This window comes from Acinetobacter indicus (genome assembly GCF_009914475.1).
Lineage (GTDB): Bacteria > Pseudomonadota > Gammaproteobacteria > Pseudomonadales > Moraxellaceae > Acinetobacter > Acinetobacter indicus.
Window position 1 is genome coordinate 1870015 of record NZ_CP045198.1, and the last position, 18684, is coordinate 1888698.

Below are 18684 nucleotides of genomic sequence, written 5' to 3' on the forward strand. Positions count from 1 at the left end.
GGCGTAAAATGTATAAAAACTGGCAAGACTTGTCAAAACAAAGCCGCTAAAGCCCGACATACTGCAGATATGAACGACTAGATGAAGTAAAACAAGATGAATGCCATAGTCCAATATCAGGCGCAACCAGTGGTGCGCAGCAATCTCGACTTTAAGCTGGAACAGATTCCACGCTTCTGGTTTGGTGGAGATCCTTTTCTGACCCGCATGTTTGATGCCTTAAGCCTGACCTTTCCCGATGGGGAACGCTATTTTATTCAGTCGGTACGCTTGTACCGCGAGCAGATTCAGCAGCCAGAACTGCAGCAACGCGTGGCCGACTTTATCCGCCAGGAAGCCCAGCATGGCATCGCGCATGACAAAATGAACCAGCTAATGAAAAATCAGGGTATGCCGGTGGATCAGTTTATCCGCCAGCTCAACCGGATTTTTAAATTTGAACTGGAAAAACGCTCACCGGAATACAATATTGCCACCACGGCAGCAGCCGAGCACCTGACCGCCCTCATGGCTGAAACCTTTTATGCCCATCGCTCGACGTTAGCTGAAGCACATCCGTATGTACGCGCCTTGTTTGCCTGGCATGCGATTGAAGAAATGGAACATCGGGATGTGGCCTTTGATGTAATGCGTGATGTGGCCCAAGTTTCTGAAGCGATGCGGCATTTTGCCCTGGTCTGGACCACGTTCCTGATGTTTGGTTTTACCATTTATCGGGCCAATATCATGTTAAAACAGGATGGCTTTAGTCTGTGGCAGCGTCTGCAACTGAATGCCAAAGGTTTGCCGTGGTTCTTTGGCAAAAAAGGCACCTTGACCCGGATGGGCCGGCTATATAAGGACTGGTTTAAAAAAGATTTTCATCCCAGCCAGCATCCGATTATTGCCCAGTATGAAGTCTGGATTAACACCTTGGAACAGACCAATGATCCGATTCAGGCCGGTGAAGCCTTCTGGCAGGCGGCTAAAGATTAAAGAAAAGTTATGATGGATTAAAAAAGCTGAATGTCAGGTTCAGCTTTTTTATTGAGTGGATGAGTTGTAGCTTTTTGGTGAGAAGGAGCAGCGACGAAGATCTACCATTTGGCATAATGCTGTTCCAGCAAGGCATACTCATTCAGGAACACAATTTCCTGATCATCCTGCACAATGGTACCGCTGACTTTGGCCTGCCACTGGCTAAACTGGCTGCCCACCAGGCGCAGGTTCAGATTTTCATAACGGCGCCAGCCGGTGGTCACGGTTAAATTCAGGCTTTGGTCCAGCGAGACAATATTCCACTGGTTATCTGACTGCTGCTCAAATAACACATCTGCCAGCGGATACAGGCGGCCATTGACCCACAGGCAGTTTTCATTGCCAAAGCTTTCATTGACGCCAGAAGCCAGATTAATGCCGACCCGCTTGTTCTGGGCATCCCAGAAATTACAGGACAGCCAGAACCAGGCCGTTTCCGGGCGTAAAAAACCACAGGTATCATCCAGAGAAACAAAAGTTTTGTCATGAAACTGGATGGTTTGTCCCTGCTTGTTAATAAAAAAACCTTCACAGCCGAGCGTGGTCAGCTTTTGGGTATAGGTCCAGCCATTAATCCCATTCGGACTGCACATGCTTAATGGATCAGTGCCGGCACAGAAAATTCGCGCACTCAGACGCAGTTCGCCGTATTTAGTCACCCGGATATAACGCACTCCATTGGCATGCTGAATATCCAGCTGATAACCGGCTTTATGAAAATGACTATGGTTAAACAGCGGCTGCTCGTCCAGCACCGTATGCCGGGCCAGAAAACTGATCGCATCCCATTCCAGCACTTCACCGGTCAAATGATTGTAGATATAAACAAAACCATGCCCGGCCCAAGCAATATCAACAATGGCCAGGCCAATGGTATAATGCTCATGCTGAATACAACAAAATTTAAACTTTTTATATTTTAATCGTTTACGCCACCCAGACAGCACATCACCATAAGGGCTTTTATATTGATAATGATGGTATTGGATACTGGTCGGTAATTGCTTAAAACGTCCGTAACGTGGCTGTCCATTCTGTTGTATTAAATCCATGTACGACATTCCATGTGGTTTGAGACACTGTAGCTACCGCTTTATTATGCCTATAAAATCTGGCCAGAAAAATAAAAATAAGATTATTTTATCTAAACAATAACAAAAACATAGATTGCTTTCTTTCACAATATCCAAGCCAAACCACTTGCTTAAGTCTGCTACAGTCAGGACTCGGCAATAGGCAAATAGGTATTTTCCCAGCGGTTTCCGGCAAATTCCCCGGCCACCAGTTGCACATAACGGCCATGCACCTGATCAATGGCGATGCAGTCATCGACATCCAGCACCCGGTCGGTATGCTGCTTTTGCCAGTGTGCAGCAAAATATGCCTTGCCACGCTGTTTGGCCACCATGGCATTTTGTGCAACCACCAGAACATAGCGATGCAATTCGCCAAATTCACGCGCATCGTAGCCGCCCAAATTAATCAGCCAGAGTCTTTCATGCGCCTGATTCGGGGCCGCATTACTAAATTGCAGCTGATATTGTTGGCCTTCAAATTCCACCCCATTGATTTGCGCCCAGGCATCAATATGTAAGCCTTGCTGCTCACCAAACCAGGCCTGTCTTAGCTGAGGGAAAGTCTCTTCCAGCGTGTTACCCACGGCAAGCACCACATCGTGCACTTCGGTATTGGCGCGGGCATGACGACCGCCCAACATGACAATAAACAGACTTGGCATGGAAGACTCCAGAAGAGGGTTTTAACCAGGTAGAAGATAAATCAGCAATATGATACCCGTTGGCGATCGGGATGTCGCCTGTTGAGCAGCATGACAGGGACGTCAGATCTGCTCAACAAAAGCCTTTGCTTACTTTGGGCTTTTCCAAACTAAGGGAAAGTCTAAATGAATTACGATTGTCTGAATTTGTGTCAAAAATAGGATCTGAATAATAATCCTCCCCTCGTCCCTCCTTTTAAAAAGTGGGGAACTTTCATTACAACAATAAAAAAAATCGCACCCAATTGCTTGAATGCGATTTAAATCCTCCCAACCCTCCTTTTACTAAGGAGGGCTATTCCCTCTTTCTTAAAGAGGGTTAGGGAGATTTTTTACATATCCACCATTTCCACGCCATCAATACGCGCTACCGTCATCAAGTCTTTATCACCACGGCCTGAAACCGTTGCAATAATAATTTGATCTTTCGACATGGTCGGCGCCAGTTTGGTCACGTACGCCATCGCATGTGAACTTTCTAATGCCGGAATGATGCCTTCAATCTTGGTCAGGTCACGGAAACCTTGTAAAGCTTCCTGGTCATTAATTGGCACATAATCCACACGATGCATATCTTTCAGGAAGCTGTGCTCAGGACCCACACCCGGATAATCCAGACCAGCAGAAATCGAATGGGTTTCAATAATCTGACCTTGTTCATCTGACATCAGGTAAGTACGGTTGCCGTGAAGGACACCGACATGACCGGCATTCAATGGCGCAGAGTGTTTCCCCGTTTCAATGCCTAAGCCCGCCGCTTCAACACCGTACATTTTCACCTCCTGATCATTCAGGAATGGATAGAACAGGCCCATAGCATTAGAACCACCTCCCACACAGGCCACAAGTGCATCCGGCAGACGGCCGGCTTGTTCCTGAATCTGACGGCGTGCTTCACGGCCAATAATGGACTGGAAATCACGCACCAGTTGCGGATAGGGATGTGGACCCGCCACAGTTCCGATCACATAATAGGTTGAATCGACATTGGTGACCCAGTCACGCATCGCTTCATTCATGGCATCTTTTAAAGTTTTAGAGCCACTTTCTACCGCGACGACTTTGGCACCCAGCAAACGCATACGATACACGTTCATGGCCTGGCGCTTCACATCTTCCGCACCCATGAACACTACACATTCAAGACCTAAACGCGCCGCGATGGTTGCTGTCGCCACACCATGCTGACCGGCACCAGTTTCGGCAATAATACGTTTTTTACCTGAAAGTTTGGCCAATAACGCCTGACCAATGGTGTTGTTCACTTTATGCGAGCCGGTATGGTTCAGGTCTTCGCGTTTTAAGTAAATCTGTGCACCACCCAACTCTTTCGACCATCGCTCAGCATAATACAGTGGACTTGGACGACCGACGTAATAAGCGAGATCACGGTCGAAGTCTGCCAGAAACTGTTCATCATTCTTCATGCGAAAATAGAGCTTTTCCAAGTCTTCTAAAGCCGCCATCAGGGTTTCTGACACAAAACGTCCGCCATGGATACCGAAGTGCCCTTTTGCATCAGGGAACTGGGTATAGTCAATTGCCTGTTTTTCTGTATTAACAGTTTGCTGATCCACGATGGACTCCTTGCATAAAGCGTTCTATGAGTTGTTGGTCTTTAATACCTTTTGCGGATTCTACGCCTCCGCTCACATCTACAGCAAACGCGGCTGTGGTGTGAATGGCGTCTTCAATATTGTCAGGGTTTAATCCCCCGGCCAAAATCAGTGGAATATCCAGTTGGGGAAAGCTGCTCCAGTCAAAGCTGTGCCCGGTTCCGCCCTTTAATTCAGGATGCCAGGCATCTAAAAGTACGGCGCTAGCACCAGCCTGCTGATATTTTTGAATTTCAGCCACCACATCTAGGCCCGGTTTAACCTGAATCGCCTTGTACCAGCGACGTCCAACCTGCTGTGCAATTGACTGGCACTGTTCCGGGCTTTCATCGCCATGAAATTGCAGGATGTCCAGCGCGACTGTATTGAGAATGGCCTGAATCTCACGGGCTGAGCTATTTACAAATAAACCCACCACCTGCACATAAGGCGCAATGGCCTGTACCAGAACGCTGGCCTGTTCTGCGCTCACACTGCGCGGACTTGGAGGATAAAATACAAAACCAATTGCATCTGCACCACTGTTGACGACGGCATGTACATCTTCAACCCGGGTGATGCCGCAAATTTTGGCACGGGTTCGCATAACTTGTTTGGCTCTCGTAATGCCCGCTTTATAGCCTATCTATAAATATGGGGCCGGCTCATTGTAATGCAAATTTTTTCACTTGAGTAAAGTTCAGCCTGATAATTCTTGCACAAGTTGTTTAAAATGCATACGGCACTTATACTGCGCCCGTTTCACAGCAAGTTTAAGCCTTGGCTTTAGGGAAATTGGTGAAAATCCAACACTGCCCCCGCAACGGTAACAATGAAACATATATCAGTTTAAATCATGCGATTTACACCACTGTATTCAGATATGGGAAGGTGGATATATAGGTCCAGGTCATCATCAAGATGCTTGGCGCCACATTGAAGTCCGGATACCTGCTTGTTGTGCCCTTTAACTCAATCATTCACGTGGGGTGAATGTATGGAGCACATATCATGTCTATTCAATTTCAACCTACTGCCTTGGTAGGTGCAATCGCTCTTGCGATGGGGTTTTCAACTTCTGTCTTTGCTACGGAGTCTCAAGAGCAACCTGCCGTCAATGCGGCCCTGGATACCTTGGTGGTTACAGCTACTCGTTCTGAAGAGAAGATTGGCAATGTGCCTGCGCGAATTTCGGTCATTGATCAGAAGACGATTGAATCAAACCCTATTCTTAATGTCTCTGAACTCATTCAACGCGATCCTTCTGTTTACATCAAGCAAAGTGGTGGCTTTGGACAAATTTCAGAAATTAGACTCCGCGGTACCAATGCAGCCCATACTTTAGTGCTTAAAGATGGTGCTCGCTTAAATAGCCAAAATCATTATGGCCCGTTATACCCGACTTTTTTAGATACCACAGATGTTCAGCAAGTTGAAATTTTAAAAGGTCCTGCCTCTGTACAATATGGCACCGATGCAATTGGTGGCGTCGTCCAGCTGCTTTCCAAGAAACCTGAAAAATCCGGCGCCGAAATTACGGGGATCTATGGCGAGAATCAAACATATAAGGCAATTACCAAGGCCAATTTAGTTACTGATAACGGATTTTATGCTCAGGTTAGTGGACAACGATTAGAAACGGATGGCACAAGAATCCTCGACAACCAGAATAAAAATCAAAAAGCCAGTTTTGATCAAAAAGGATATGGTGCAAAAGTTGGCTATGAGAATGATGGTTTAAAAGCAAGTATCTCTATTAGCCAAAATGAAGGTGTTAACCAGTTCTATAACTGGATGACAGGCCAAAATGATGCGTTGCGTTTCTTCGAAAACCGTTTAATTAACTCAAATATTGCCTACGATATTGCTGACAATTTGACGCTTGCCGCACGTTTCTCAAACTTTATTGATCATCAATATGTTCAGGATAGTGAACCAGGTCCATTTGATACAGAAAATAAAGAGGGAGATGTCAATCTTCGCTGGGCATTTACACCACAGCAGAGTATTTTGTTAGGTAGTACTTATCTGAAGTCTGATTTTCAAAGTAATTCTATAAAAGATAAGAAACAGGACATTGACTCTCTTGGTTATTATTTACAACACCAGTATTCATCTGAAAAGCTAAATACCCAAGTCGGGATCCGTGCAGAAGACAATGAACTTTTCGGCACTCATACAGTAGGTCAAGGTGCGATTCGCTATCAGATTCTACCAGCGACAAGTATCTATGCGAATGTTGGCTCGGCCTTTAAAGCTCCATCTTTGACAGAACTCTACTATTTTTCTGAAGGCTTCTATCCAACGTATGGCAATCCTGACTTAAAACCGGAAAAGAGCATATCTTATGAAATTGGTGTCGACCAAATCATCACTGATCAACTAACTGCTTATTTATCTGCCTACCAGACCCATATAAAAAATCTCATTGTGAGTGACTATCTTGGTCAAAATAAATCAAGTTTTGCGAATGTAGAAAAATCTGAGGTTAATGGCGGTGAAATTGGCTTGAAGTGGAGGAATCAGGATTTATTCTTGAGCACAGAATATGCGTATGCGGATTCAAAAAATAAAAAAACCAATAACAACCTCGTATACCGACCAAAGCAAACCTTTACCTTATCAACCGGTTTAGAGAATGCCGCTTATGGCATTAGTGCCTCTTTAATTGCTCGATCAGATATTTATACTGACACAGCAAACAAGGTTAAGGCTCCTGGCTATGCGACAGTTGATCTCAATATGTATTGGAATCTGAACCCCAATATGAAGCTATTTAGTAATATCCAGAATATCGGAGACGTTAATTACAAAATTGCAGATAACTTTGGTGATGGCTGGTATGTCAACGAGGGCCGCCTCGCCTCTGTCGGCGTAACCGTTAAATATTAAACACCCCAAAGGACATATAAATTTTGAGGATCATGTCGTGACTGTGGCATGATCCTTTTTATATTCACATGATTAAAAACTCAAGGAACAGCTATGGGCCACCGTTTAAGTAAAATCTATACCCGTACTGGCGACTCAGGCACCACCGGTCTGGGTGATGGTTCACGTGTTGCCAAAGATGATTTACGCATTGCTGCACTCGGCGATGTCGATGAACTGAATGCCACCATTGGCGTACTGCGCGCACAGATTGCCGCCAGCACCATTCAGGACAAAGCCAGCTGGGATAAATCTTTAAGCCTGATTCAGCACTGGCTATTTGATTTAGGCGGTGAAGTCTGCATTCCGGGCTTTACTCTGGTACAACCGGTATCAATCGAGTTTCTGGAAAACGACATCGATCGGATGAATGAAACCCTGCCCATGCTTAAGGACTTTATTCTGCCTGCCGGCACCTTGGCGTGTAGCTATGCCCATCAGGCCCGTGCTGTCTGCCGCCGTGCTGAGCGTAGCGTGATGTCAGTGCATAGCCGTGACCAGAATATTCAGGCCACGTCTTTGCAGCTCTTAAACCGTTTATCTGACTGGTTATTTGTGGCTTCACGCACCCTGCAACGCAGTGAAGGTGGCGCTGAAGTGCTGTGGCAAAAAAACATTAACGAAACGATTGAATAAAGCCGTCATTTTCATATAAAAAATTGATGAAAATATGCGCTGATCTGACTTGTATAAATTTAAGATCAGCGCACAATAGCGCTGTCACATCCTGGTCATCTTAAAGGCTCACAATGAAACTTCCTCTCCAAACGCTGAGCCTGTTATGCGTATAATTGGACATCGTGGTGCCCGCGGCGAAGCCCCGGAAAATACCCTGGGCGGTTTTCAGTATATTCAGGATTTAGGCGTACGCGCTGTCGAATTTGACGTACGTCAGCTCAAAGACCATCAACTGGTCATTATGCATGATGATCATTTGATCCGGACCACCGGTCAGGACCGTCCGCTGTATGAATGCAGCACGCAAGATTTACATCATTATAATCAGGCCTATGGCTGGAAAAACTGGTCGAATTTTGAAATCACCCCGTATTTAAACCAGACCCTGGCCCTAATCCAGAACTTTGAACATATTGAAGTTGAAATTAAAGCGGTAGAAACCCAGGCACAGGCTGAACAGCTGACCCTGGCCTTGCACCAGCAGCTCAAAGGCTTTGAACATTCTGCTGTGATTACCAGTTTTGACCTGAAAATTCATCAGGCCTTACAGGCGCAGCAATCGACCTTTAAGCGCGGTTTACTGATTGAAGAAGATATTCAGGAACAGGCCATTGAACAGGCATTGCACTTTGGCTGCTGCCAGATTGGCTGGATGAATGAACTGGCGACCCCGCGTATGATTCAGGCCACCCAGCAAGCACAACTGGGGGTCAGTGTCTGGACGGTGAATGAAGTAGAACGTGCCAAACAGCTGAAAGATTTAGGCATTAACGGATTAATTACCGATTTTCCAAAACTAATGATGCAGCATATTTAATAAAAATAGACGCTCAATCAGCCTGCATGTTACAGGCTGATTTTATATTGATTGAACTTCTATTTAGCGTTGATTGGCCTGAATCAGCATTAGCCCGCGCTCATCCAGCAAATATAAGGTTTTACCCTGTAACTGGAAGCGTTTGACCCGTTGCAAGGCATCCATCAAGTCAGCTTCCTGCGCCAGCGCATGATCACAACTATTATGCGTGGCACGGCTGTTCAGGCTTAAACGGCCCTGACTGAACTGCAGCTGATAGCGGCCGAAAAGAGAATTACAGCCGGTATTGCCCTGCAGATTCTGAAAACGGGAATTGAGCATCAAATACGGGCTGGCATGAAAATAACGTGCCTTTTTCCCCTGAATGGTTTGAATTTCCCAGCGAATATCCTGCAGACCATCGCTACTGCGTTTAACCGCTGCCGGTGCTTTTACCGCACGTGGCTGTGACTGGACTTTGGAGGCTGTAGAAGACGGCGGTGTGCTTTGACAGGCCGTAATGAAAACCACCGCGATCAAATACGGCAAAATTAAACTAATTTTACGGTATCTCATGTGATTGATTTCGCATTGATCAAGGATTTATCTTTATCATGCCGCAGCCTTCGATAAAATCAATGAAGCTTCAATCTTATTCTGTTACTGTTTAGTACAATACATCTGTACAATAATGCTAGTGACGCCGAAACGCGCATGCTAATATGCTCAAATCTTATTCCATACAAAAAGTAATGGATTAAGCACTTCTTTACACCTCCCCAGCTTTCAGGAGTACTGTTGGAGATGAATGCTCCCCTACCCAAAGCCCCAATTAACTGGGTTGCCGTTTTTGCTCTGGTGTTCTTGCCAATTGTCGCAATCATTGCCATCCCGTTATATGCTTACCACCATGATTTTAGCCTTGCGGCTTGGATCAGCATGTTTGTTTTACTTGGCGTTAGCAGCTTGGGTATTACAGCAGGTTATCACCGTTTATGGGCGCACCGTGCCTATGAAGCCACTTTACCTTTGAAAATCATTTTAATGATTATGGGCACCTTTGCCGTGCAGAACAGTATCCTGTTCTGGGCCTCAGGTCACCGTACCCATCACCGTCATGTCGATGATGTCGATAAAGATCCGTATTCGATCAATAACGGTTTCTGGTACGCCCATTTAGGCTGGATGCTGCGCGACTATCCGGCAGCAGAACCGAATTATAAAAATGCGCCAGATTTGCTGAATGACAAACTGGTGATGTTCCAGCATAAATACTATGTACCGTTAGTGATTCTGGTGCATGTCGGCATTTTACTCCCAATTGGCTGGGCTGTTGGCGATATCTGGGGTGTTCTGCTATTAGGCGGTTTGATGCGTCTGATTCTGAGCCACCATGTGACCTTCTTTATTAACTCGCTGTGTCATATGTGGGGCAAACGTCCATATACTGACGAAAATACGGCACGTGACAACTTCTGGCTGGCTATTGCCACCTGGGGCGAGGGTTATCATAACTATCACCATATCTTCCAGTACGATTACCGTAATGGCGTGAAATGGTGGCAATATGACCCGACCAAATGGTTAATCTGGAGCTGTTCGAAACTGGGTCTGGCAAAGAACCTGCGCCGTATTCCAAGCTTTAATATTAAAAAAGCGGAACTGGCCATGAAGTTCAAATATGCCGAGCAGGACCTGGCAGTATATGGTCACAATGTCAATGACGACATCAGCAGCGTCAAACAGCGTCTGGCACAAGAATATGAAGCCTTTACCCACACCTTAAATGACTGGGCCAAATTAAAAGAGCAGGAAATTCAGGCCAAGAAATCGGCAGTGGCAGAAAAAATCCATCAAATGGATGACAAGCTGAAAGTTGAATTCCAGCTGGTGGAACAGCGTCTAACCCATCACCGGGAAACCCTGAACATTCTGATGCGCAACCTGAAAAAGAATCCGGTTTCACAATAATACCAAAGCCCTGCAAAAAGCCTCCTGATGGAGGCTTTTTCTATTCGGAAACACGACACTTTTCTCCAGCCAAGTTTGTTATAGTGAAGGCCTGTTCTGAATGGCTGTTCTGCAATGCAATTTAACTCGCGCTATCCTACCCTGCCTTCCCGTCTGTATCACCAGCAACAACCGCTGCCTTTAAAAGGCGCCAAAGCCGGGCATTTCAATGCAGCACTGGCCGATGAACTGCAATGGTCAAATGAAGACAAAGCACAGTGGGTCGAAATCTGTAGCGGCCAGAAAACATTTGCTGAATTTCCGGCATTGGCTATGGTTTATGCCGGGCATCAATTCGGGCAATGGGCCGGTCAGCTCGGTGATGGACGTGGCTTACTGATTGCCCAGATTGTTGACCAGCATCAGCAGACCATTGATCTGCATTTAAAAGGTGCCGGTGCCACTCCCTATTCACGGATGGGCGATGGTCGCGCGGTGTTACGCTCGGTGATTCGTGAATATCTGGCCGGTCATGCCTTAAATGCCTTGGGCGTACCTTCCAGTAATGCGGTGGGATTTACTTCATCCACCCAAGGGGTACAGCGTGAAAAACTGGAACCGGGTGCAATGATGTTACGTACCTCGGACTGTCATATTCGGCTGGGGCATTTTGAATGGATCAATCAATATCAGCCAGATTTACTGCCTGAATTTACCCAGAAATGTATCGAATGGCATTATCCGGAATGTCTGAAGGCCGAGCAGCCTGTTTTAGCTTTTGCCACACAGGTGGTGCAGCGTACCGCAGTGATGATTGCCCAATGGCAACTGGTCGGCTTTGCCCATGGGGTGATGAATACCGATAATTTAAATATCACCGGTTCTACCCTGGATTTTGGCCCTTACGGTTTTATGGAGCGCTTCCGTCCGAACTGGATCAACAACCATTCCGATTATCAGGGACGTTATACCTATCAGCAGCAGCCGAGTATTGGGCACTGGAACTTGTGGACCTGGCTGAACAACCTGATTCCACTTTGTCCGGCAGACGATGACCAAGAGCAATGGAAAACGGATCTGGCTCAATGTCTGGCCCATTTTGAACCGACCTTCCTGGAACACTACAAGCATGGTTTAAACCAGAAAATGGGCTTACCCAGCTTCCATAAAGACAGCTTTGACTGTGCGATGGCTTTTTTAAGAATCTTGCAAAGCGAGCAGCTGGATTACACCCAGAGCTTTATTCGCCTGCAACATAAAGACTATGAAACGATTAAAGATGACTGCTTAGACCGTCGTCAGTTTGAAGCCTTCCTGACGCAATATGAGCGTATTCGTGAACATCAGGATACCGATGAACTGGATGCCGCCATGACCGCCGTCAATCCGCATTACATCCTGCGCAACCATATGGCGCAAAAAGCAATTGAACTGGCCGAGCGGGATGATTTTTCTGAAGTCGAGCGTTTATTTCGCCTGCTCAGTCAACCCTATACCCGACAGACTGCGCTGGAAAAACCGGAAGATTTAGCGCCGCTGCCAAGCGATGTGCCTGAAGTGATGGTCAGCTGCTCGTCTTAAAGTATCCACATTAGCCTGGTAAATTGTGGATAATTTCAGCATTATCCACAAAGTGCCCTTCAACCTAAATTGCGTATGGCTTTGCATCCACTTGCGGCAAAAGTCGCTACTACCCTGCCTGAAGCCACAGTGACCCAGCCTTTTGGTGAGGGTTGTGATGTGTTTAAAGTGCAGGATAAAGTCTTTATGTTACAGTTTCATCTGCACGGACAAGCGGCCATTAATTTAAAAGTAGCGCCAGATCATGGTGCCATGCTGCGTGATATTTATCCGTATATTCGTAGCGGCTGGCATATGAATAAACAGCACTGGATTTCAGTGTATGAAGATGAAGAGCTGGATGAAGCTTTAATCGAAGATTTAGTGCTGAATTCTTATGCGTTGGTGGTGTCCAAACTCAAGAAACTGGATCGACAACGTATAGCGTTACTCAAAACTGTAGGCTCGCGTGTTTAGCTCGGGCAAAAACACAGAGATAAATCGTGCCCACAGTTTAATCCTGTCTCTCGTATGTAAAATCAGCGATTAAACTTTATATTTATCATTGAACAACTCAAAGGCTTTGCGCCACCCTGAATGTTCACTGCTGTGCTGGCTTTTTGCAATTAAATACTGCAATAGTGCTTTGATGGTGGCCACTGTATCGGAATTTAAACAGACAATAATCTGCTGTACACAGAAGTTGATCTGATGTTCCAGGCGGGAACTATCCTGGGTTTGTTCAAAATAGTGTATCGCGGGGGTGATATTGCGCTGAATTAAGCGTGCGACAAGCTCAGTATTGACGTGCATAGAAAAATTCCCAAAAGCGGGCTGCGGATTATACCGGAATTTTATTTACTTCAATTTTCAGGCTTATTAAAATTTACAAAATATTCTTGTTAAAAATTAAATTCATTTAAAAATTATAATATTAGAAATCCCCCCCTTTTATCTTGGTCTTATGCTTGATCAGTCTGTTGATTTATCACCATCCTGCCCCTAAATACTGCACAACCTACTCTCATAAAAAAAGCGAATAGGCACATATCTATTCGCTTTTTCACTCCGCATGAAATTAATCTTCCGGATATTCAAAACGGTAGCCAACCCCATAGACTGCCTGAATCCACTCATGACGATTACCGGTTTCTGCCGCTTCGGAAATCTTGCGGCGCAGGTTTTTGATATGACTGTCAATCACCCGATCTGCAACATCAAAACTGTCCGGGTTAATATGGTCCAGCAACTGGGCACGGGAATAAACCTGCCCAACATGCTCTAAAAACAGTTCCAGTAAACGAAATTCGGTCGGGGTCAGGTTCAGTGCTTTTTGCTGATACCAGATCCGTTGCTGGGCTTTATCCATCCGGAATAAATCATTGGTTTCCGGTTCAGCCTTGCGGTCTAAGCGACGCAGCACTGCCTGCACACGTGCCACCAGTTCTTTCGGACTAAATGGCTTACAAATATAGTCATCTGCACCCATATTCAGGCCTAATACCCGGTCAATTTCTTCGGTACGCGCCGTAACCATAATAATGGGTAAATCAGACTGCTCACGTACTTTACGGCAAATGGTCAGCCCATCCATACGTGGCACCATCAGATCCAGAATCATCAGGCTCGGTTTACGCTGCAAAAAGCTGTTATAGGCTTCTTGTCCATCATGAAACATACTGACCTCAAACCCAGCAGCTTCAAGATAGTCGCGGACCAATTGAGCGAGTTCAACTTCATCTTCAACCAGCATGACATGTTTCATGAATATCTTTTCCTTTTATTGTTTGGTCGGAATCGGGAAAGTCAGTTTGCAGCGCAAGCCACCCAATGGCGAATGCGCAAAACTCAGCTGGCCACCCATGGCCTGCGCAATTTTAGCAGACAGCGCCAGACCTAAACCGGTACCGCCAGTGCTCCGCGTACGCGAATCATCCACCCGGTAAAAACGCTCGCCTAAACGGGCTAGCTGTTCATCGGTCAGGCCAAATGGACTGTCATCGACATAGACACTCCATTCTGTTGCCGTCTGCTCACTATGAATATGAACCTGCCCACCGGCCTCAGTATAACGAATACTGTTCGCAATCAAGTTCACCATAATTTGTTTAAAGCGGTCTATATCTAATTGTAAAGGCACAGCTTCACCTTCTAGACGCACGCTTAACTCGGCCTGTTCAAACTTCGGCCGGAAATTCTCGACTTCCTGTTCAATCACCTGCCAAGGGTTGATTGAGGCCAGATAGAATTTCAGCTGCATGGCTTCGGCCTGGGCTAAATCAGCCAGGTCCTGAGTCAGTTTTTTCAGGCTGCTGACCTGACGCATCATTGCATCTAAGTGTTCCGGTGTGGCTTTACGGATACCATCCTGCATAGCCTCAATTTGGGCCTGTAACACTGCCAGTGGGGTTTTTAATTCGTGTGAGGTATCAGCCACCCACTGCCGGCGTGAGGTTTCATGTTGATCTAAAATGACTGCCAGCTGATTCAGCTCTGTAGATAAATCACCGAGTTCATCATTACGGTTTACTTTCACCTGATACTGATAATTGCCTTTGGTCAGTTCACGGGTCCCATTGAGCAGACGCTGAATCGGCTTTTTAAAATAGGTCGCCAATAACCAGGCCACCAGTAAACTGGCAATAAAGGACAGACCATAAATCAGCAGCAGATAACGCTTTTGTTCGCTAAAGAAATTAATGCTGAGCGCATCATCCTGATCCAGCACCGGTTTTAAACCCAGATAGCCGACCACCTGATTGTTCATTAAAATCGGGCGATACGACATTTGTCCTTCTGCTGGCTCACCGACCACAAACTGGCGTTTGGCATCATATAAAGCCAGACGCGAGCTAAGACCCAAACGGTCCGGCATGGAAATAAACTGTTTTTTGCCATCCGATTGTGGCTGATTCGGACGCGGATTCTGGGCACTGCCCTGATTAACCCGGGTGGTATTCTGCTGCGCGCTTAAAGGAAATTTCAGGCCTTCAAAGGGACGGTACTCGGAAGGCAGATTCATTTCCAGCCATTTTAGTTCCTCCTGCGAGGCCTGGCGTTTCTGCGGATCTGGTTCAGCCAGCGTTGGCGCCACATTCATTAAGGTATGTTCTTCAAAATAACGCTGCTGCAAGGCAATATCGTACTGACGGCGCAACCACCAGCGCGACAGGCGGTCATAATCTTCCGGGCCGGCCTGCCCTTCAATTTGCAGGATTTGTGCCTGAATGGCATTGCCCCAATCATGATAGACGCCATACACACCGGCCAGATTATGAATCACATGATCCAGCTTCTGCATTTCGACATCGGCCACGTATTTGGTGAAATTGCGTTGCATATTCCAGTGCAGCACCCACAGGCTGACCGTGGAAATGACCAGCGCGGTCAATAGCACAGTCAAAAACAGGCGCAGGGCGATTGGAATCCGGCGTATTTTCAAAACACTCATCTCAATTTTTCTTTTATTTCACTATTGTAGCGAACAGTGTTTGAAAAAACTCTCCATTGTTTCTTCATCTTTATTATTTATTCTTGTCGCAGGTAAAAATAACTGTATCGCGGTTCTGTGTGGAGACAATAATCATGAAAACGATGACAAAAATTGCGCTTGTTTCAGTGGGTTTACTCAGTGTCGGGACACTGACAGCCTGTCAGTCAACCAATAGTACAGCAACGCCGGAACGTGAAGGCCGTATGGCTCATTCCATGCACGGCAAACATGCACGCCTAAGCCCGGAACAGCGTGAACAATGGCAGCAGCTGCGTACTGAACGCCGCCAGATGATGCAGCAGATCAAAACGGCCTGTGAAGGCAAAGCTGCCGGACAGGTGGTTCAGGTCAAAGCCGGTGAAAAAACCGTGAATGGGACCTGTACCCTAATATTTACGCCGGAACGCCAGCAGCTTAAACACAGCCGTGAACATCGTCCAATGCGTGGCGATGTACGCCAGTTTAAACAGCATGCTGCTCAGACGGGTGCCTTAACCGATGCCAAACGTGCCGAACTGGTGAAACAGTATGATCAGCGCCTGGCACAGCGTCAGGCCCGTCAACAGGCTATGGCCAATGCCTGTAACGGCAAAACAGCCGGTCAGACTGTCCAGATTAAACTGGGGGATAAATCGGTCAATGGTCAATGCAGCCTGCGTTTTAAACCGAATACCGCTGTGACCATTCCGGCCAAAGTGGCTTAAGCGAAGTCAGCAAATAAAAAAGGCGCATGGTGCGCCTTTTTTATTGGACATATCTGTTTACGTTTTTGACTATTTGTCCACTTCCTATACCGATAAATCTGTTTACACTCAATACACTTAGCTATTTCAAGTTAAAAATCTTTGACTTTACAGTCACCAAGAAAAGCCATTGAAATGCTTGTACCCAATTAGAAGATGTTGCACGATTAAAACATTCAAGATGCGCCTGTGAAGGCGCGTGAACTCACTGATTTAGGATTATAACCGCTGGTTAAACCAGTATTGAGGAACCCGATATGCCACAATACAAAGCGCCACTACGTGATATGCAATTTGTTTTGCATGAATTATTAAATGCTGAAGAACATTATGCAAAACTCCCTGCATTCTCTGGAAACGTAAGCCGTGAGTTGGTTGACCAATATTTAGAAGCTGCTGCTGACTTCTGTGAAAATGAATTATCTCCTTTAAACCAGGTGGGCGACCGCGAAGGCTGTACCTGGAACGATGGTGTAGTCACCACGCCGACTGGCTTTAAAGAAGCGTATCAAAAATATATCGAACTGGGTTTCCCGTCTTTATCTGCCGAAGAACAGTACGGCGGTCAGGGTTTACCAAACTCTCTGGGCATTACCATTTCTGAAATGGTCGGTACCGCAAACTGGGCTTGGGGTATGTATCCGGGTCTGTCTCATGGTGCAGTACGTACCCTTGAGCACCACGGTTCGCAAGAACAAAAAGATACCTATCTGCCAAATCTGGTATCAGGTGTCTGGACCGGGACCATGTGTCTGACCGAATCTCATGCCGGTTCTGACCTCGGTATTATCCGCACCAAAGCAGAACCAAATGCGGATGGCAGCTATGCAATCTCTGGCGAGAAAATCTTTATCTCTGCTGGTGAGCACGACATGGCCGAGAACATCATCCATATCGTTCTGGCGCGTTTACCAGGCGCACCGAAAGGCACCAAAGGTATTTCACTGTTCATCGTACCGAAATTCAACCTGAATGCCGATGGTTCAATCGGTGAGCGTAATGCAGTGCGTTGTGGCTCGATCGAACACAAAATGGGGATTCACGGTAACGCGACTTGCGTGATTAACTTTGACAACGCCAAAGGTTACTTGATTGGACCTGAAAACCGTGGTCTGAACTGTATGTTCACTTTCATGAACACGGCGCGTATCGGTACTGCAGTACAAGGTCTGTCTGCATCTGAATCTTCATTCCAGGGTGCTTTGGCCTATGCAAAAGACCGTCTGGCTATGCGTTCACTGTCTGGTCCAAAAGCGCCAGAAAAAGAAGCCGATCCGATTATTGTGCATCCAGCAGTACGTAATATGCTGTTGACCCAAAAAGCATTTGCTGAAGGTGGCCGTGCACTGGTTTACTTATTGGCTCAATATGCAGATGTGGTTGAGCAGGCTGCTGAGGAAGAAGACCGTAAATTTGCCGACAACATCCTGTCTTTATTGACACCAATTGCCAAAGCCTTCCTGACCGAAACCGGTTCAGAAGCTGCAAAACACGGTGTACAGGTGTTTGGTGGTCACGGCTTTATTTCCGAGCACGGTATGGAGCAGATTGTACGTGATACGCGTATTTCTTGCCTGTACGAAGGTACTACTGAAATTCAGGCACTTGACCTGCTTGGCCGTAAGGTTCTGGGTACACAAGGCGCGATGCTGAAAGATTTCACCAAGATCATTCACAAATTCGCAGAAGCCAACAAAGACAATGCCGGCATGAAAGAGTTTGTTGAACCGCTGGCCGCGCTGAACAAAGAATGGGGCGACCTGACCATGCAAATTGGTATGCGTGCGATGCAAAACCCTGAAGAAGTCGGTGCTGCAGCAGTCGATTACCTCTACTTCTCTGGCTATGTGACACTGGCTTACCTATGGGCACGTATGGCACTGGTTGCACAAGAAGCCTTGGCTGCGGGTACTACCGATGTCGACTTCTATAATGCCAAAGTGACCACTGCACGCTTCTACTTCAAGAAGATCCTGCCACGTGTACGCTCGCATGTTGACGTGATTGCGACTGGCCTGGATCCATTGATGGCACTTGATGCTGAACACTTTGCCTTCTAATGCACGTGATGTGTAGTAACTTGTAATGGATGTAAAAAGGACGGCCAGCTGTTGGCGGTCCTTTTTCTCTATTTATCGCGCTAT

The 18684-nt window shown here is 46.4% G+C and carries 17 protein-coding genes and 1 riboswitch; of the genes, 9 read left to right on the top strand and 8 right to left on the bottom strand.

Features of this window, described 5'->3' with window-relative positions; all coding sequences use genetic code 11:
• Positions 1-96: 96 nt before the first annotated feature.
• The gene (locus tag GA693_RS09310; RefSeq protein WP_016658655.1) at positions 97-975 is read left to right on the top strand and encodes a metal-dependent hydrolase; all 879 of its coding nucleotides are present in this window, start codon (positions 97-99) and stop codon (positions 973-975) included.
• A gap of 101 nt (positions 976-1076) precedes the next feature.
• On the opposite strand, the gene GA693_RS09315 is transcribed toward GA693_RS09310, so the two are convergent.
• From GA693_RS09315 to GA693_RS09330, 4 genes are all read right to left on the bottom strand, one after another.
• The gene (locus GA693_RS09315; RefSeq protein ID WP_005179978.1) at positions 1077-2069 is read right to left on the bottom strand and encodes a DUF2804 domain-containing protein; all 993 of its coding nucleotides are present in this window, start codon (positions 2067-2069) and stop codon (positions 1077-1079) included.
• 167 nt (positions 2070-2236) lie between these two features.
• Positions 2237-2755 carry a DUF1543 domain-containing protein gene (locus GA693_RS09320; protein ID WP_160241007.1) on the bottom strand — a complete coding sequence of 173 codons (519 nt, stop codon included), beginning with the start codon at positions 2753-2755 and terminating at the stop codon, positions 2237-2239.
• Between the two features lie 371 nt (positions 2756-3126).
• Entirely contained in the window at positions 3127-4371 is a 1245-nt protein-coding gene (gene trpB, locus GA693_RS09325; protein WP_160241006.1) for a tryptophan synthase subunit beta, read from the bottom strand.
• A complete protein-coding gene (locus tag GA693_RS09330; protein WP_075168221.1) occupies positions 4352-4996 on the bottom strand; it encodes a phosphoribosylanthranilate isomerase in 645 nt (214 codons plus the stop codon). Before GA693_RS09330 ends, trpB begins: the two co-directional genes overlap by 20 nt.
• A gap of 145 nt (positions 4997-5141) precedes the next feature.
• Positions 5142-5362, top strand: a riboswitch (cobalamin riboswitch).
• Between the two features lie 38 nt (positions 5363-5400).
• On the opposite strand from GA693_RS09330, the gene GA693_RS09335 reads away from it, so the two are divergent.
• From GA693_RS09335 to GA693_RS09345, 3 genes are all read left to right on the top strand, one after another.
• A complete protein-coding gene (locus GA693_RS09335) occupies positions 5401-7281 on the top strand; it encodes a TonB-dependent receptor plug domain-containing protein (protein WP_160241005.1) in 1881 nt (626 codons plus the stop codon).
• A gap of 93 nt (positions 7282-7374) precedes the next feature.
• The gene (locus GA693_RS09340; RefSeq protein WP_160241004.1) at positions 7375-7956 is read left to right on the top strand and encodes a cob(I)yrinic acid a,c-diamide adenosyltransferase; all 582 of its coding nucleotides are present in this window, start codon (positions 7375-7377) and stop codon (positions 7954-7956) included.
• A 145-nt stretch (positions 7957-8101) separates the two neighbouring features.
• Entirely contained in the window at positions 8102-8815 is a 714-nt protein-coding gene (locus GA693_RS09345) for a glycerophosphodiester phosphodiesterase (protein ID WP_160241003.1), read from the top strand.
• A gap of 63 nt (positions 8816-8878) precedes the next feature.
• On the opposite strand, the gene GA693_RS09350 is transcribed toward GA693_RS09345, so the two are convergent.
• The gene (locus GA693_RS09350; RefSeq protein WP_005179993.1) at positions 8879-9370 is read right to left on the bottom strand and encodes an META domain-containing protein; all 492 of its coding nucleotides are present in this window, start codon (positions 9368-9370) and stop codon (positions 8879-8881) included.
• 228 nt (positions 9371-9598) lie between these two features.
• Here GA693_RS09350 and GA693_RS09355 point away from each other — a divergent pair, with 228 nt between their 5' ends.
• The 3 genes from GA693_RS09355 to GA693_RS09365 all read left to right on the top strand — a co-directional run bounded on the left by GA693_RS09355 (position 9599) and on the right by GA693_RS09365 (position 12781).
• On the top strand, positions 9599-10765 hold the full coding sequence (locus GA693_RS09355) for an acyl-CoA desaturase (protein ID WP_005179996.1): 1167 nt from the start codon (positions 9599-9601) through the stop codon (positions 10763-10765).
• Between the two features lie 114 nt (positions 10766-10879).
• Positions 10880-12325: a protein adenylyltransferase SelO gene (locus tag GA693_RS09360; RefSeq protein WP_016658647.1), complete on the top strand. Its 1446-nt coding sequence runs from the start codon at positions 10880-10882 to the stop codon at positions 12323-12325.
• Positions 12326-12400: 75 nt separating this feature from the next.
• Positions 12401-12781, top strand: a complete 381-nt coding sequence (locus GA693_RS09365) for an MmcQ/YjbR family DNA-binding protein (RefSeq protein ID WP_160241002.1) — start codon at positions 12401-12403, stop codon at positions 12779-12781.
• Between the two features lie 69 nt (positions 12782-12850).
• Here the strand turns inward: GA693_RS09365 and GA693_RS09370 are convergent, their stop codons facing one another.
• The 3 genes from GA693_RS09370 to baeS all read right to left on the bottom strand — a co-directional run bounded on the left by GA693_RS09370 (position 12851) and on the right by baeS (position 15755).
• A complete protein-coding gene (locus GA693_RS09370) occupies positions 12851-13117 on the bottom strand; it encodes a hypothetical protein (RefSeq protein WP_104505830.1) in 267 nt (88 codons plus the stop codon).
• A gap of 265 nt (positions 13118-13382) precedes the next feature.
• Positions 13383-14069, bottom strand: a complete 687-nt coding sequence (locus GA693_RS09375) for a response regulator (RefSeq protein ID WP_005180005.1) — start codon at positions 14067-14069, stop codon at positions 13383-13385.
• 15 nt (positions 14070-14084) lie between these two features.
• Positions 14085-15755 carry a sensor histidine kinase efflux regulator BaeS gene (gene baeS / locus GA693_RS09380; protein WP_005180006.1) on the bottom strand — a complete coding sequence of 557 codons (1671 nt, stop codon included), beginning with the start codon at positions 15753-15755 and terminating at the stop codon, positions 14085-14087.
• 134 nt (positions 15756-15889) lie between these two features.
• Between baeS and GA693_RS09385 the strand changes: the two genes are divergently transcribed.
• Together GA693_RS09385 and GA693_RS09390 are read left to right on the top strand one after the other, a co-directional pair.
• Positions 15890-16501 (top strand): hypothetical protein, encoded by a 612-nt coding sequence (locus GA693_RS09385; protein WP_104484490.1) that lies wholly within the window; start codon positions 15890-15892, stop codon positions 16499-16501.
• 296 nt (positions 16502-16797) lie between these two features.
• Positions 16798-18600, top strand: a complete 1803-nt coding sequence (locus GA693_RS09390; protein ID WP_075168330.1) for an acyl-CoA dehydrogenase C-terminal domain-containing protein — start codon at positions 16798-16800, stop codon at positions 18598-18600.
• Positions 18601-18684 lie beyond the last annotated feature (84 nt).

What these genes read in the sequence shown, in the direction of transcription:
- GA693_RS09310 (WP_016658655.1), top strand. Translation starts at nt 97, where the DNA reads ATGAATGCCATAGTCCAATATCAGGCGCAACCAGTGGTGCGCAGCAAT.
- GA693_RS09365 (WP_160241002.1), top strand. Translation starts at nt 12,401, where the DNA reads ATGGCTTTGCATCCACTTGCGGCAAAAGTCGCTACTACCCTGCCTGAA.
- GA693_RS09355 (WP_005179996.1), top strand. Translation starts at nt 9,599, where the DNA reads ATGAATGCTCCCCTACCCAAAGCCCCAATTAACTGGGTTGCCGTTTTT.
- GA693_RS09315 (WP_005179978.1), bottom strand. Translation starts at nt 2,069, where the DNA reads ATGGATTTAATACAACAGAATGGACAGCCACGTTACGGACGTTTTAAG.
- GA693_RS09375 (WP_005180005.1), bottom strand. Translation starts at nt 14,069, where the DNA reads ATGAAACATGTCATGCTGGTTGAAGATGAAGTTGAACTCGCTCAATTG.
- GA693_RS09390 (WP_075168330.1), top strand. Translation starts at nt 16,798, where the DNA reads ATGCCACAATACAAAGCGCCACTACGTGATATGCAATTTGTTTTGCAT.
- GA693_RS09385 (WP_104484490.1), top strand. Translation starts at nt 15,890, where the DNA reads ATGAAAACGATGACAAAAATTGCGCTTGTTTCAGTGGGTTTACTCAGT.
- GA693_RS09345 (WP_160241003.1), top strand. Translation starts at nt 8,102, where the DNA reads ATGCGTATAATTGGACATCGTGGTGCCCGCGGCGAAGCCCCGGAAAAT.
- GA693_RS09335 (WP_160241005.1), top strand. Translation starts at nt 5,401, where the DNA reads ATGTCTATTCAATTTCAACCTACTGCCTTGGTAGGTGCAATCGCTCTT.
- GA693_RS09330 (WP_075168221.1), bottom strand. Translation starts at nt 4,996, where the DNA reads ATGCGAACCCGTGCCAAAATTTGCGGCATCACCCGGGTTGAAGATGTA.
- GA693_RS09360 (WP_016658647.1), top strand. Translation starts at nt 10,880, where the DNA reads ATGCAATTTAACTCGCGCTATCCTACCCTGCCTTCCCGTCTGTATCAC.
- GA693_RS09370 (WP_104505830.1), bottom strand. Translation starts at nt 13,117, where the DNA reads ATGCACGTCAATACTGAGCTTGTCGCACGCTTAATTCAGCGCAATATC.
- GA693_RS09340 (WP_160241004.1), top strand. Translation starts at nt 7,375, where the DNA reads ATGGGCCACCGTTTAAGTAAAATCTATACCCGTACTGGCGACTCAGGC.
- GA693_RS09320 (WP_160241007.1), bottom strand. Translation starts at nt 2,755, where the DNA reads ATGCCAAGTCTGTTTATTGTCATGTTGGGCGGTCGTCATGCCCGCGCC.
- baeS (WP_005180006.1), bottom strand. Translation starts at nt 15,755, where the DNA reads ATGAGTGTTTTGAAAATACGCCGGATTCCAATCGCCCTGCGCCTGTTT.
- GA693_RS09350 (WP_005179993.1), bottom strand. Translation starts at nt 9,370, where the DNA reads ATGAGATACCGTAAAATTAGTTTAATTTTGCCGTATTTGATCGCGGTG.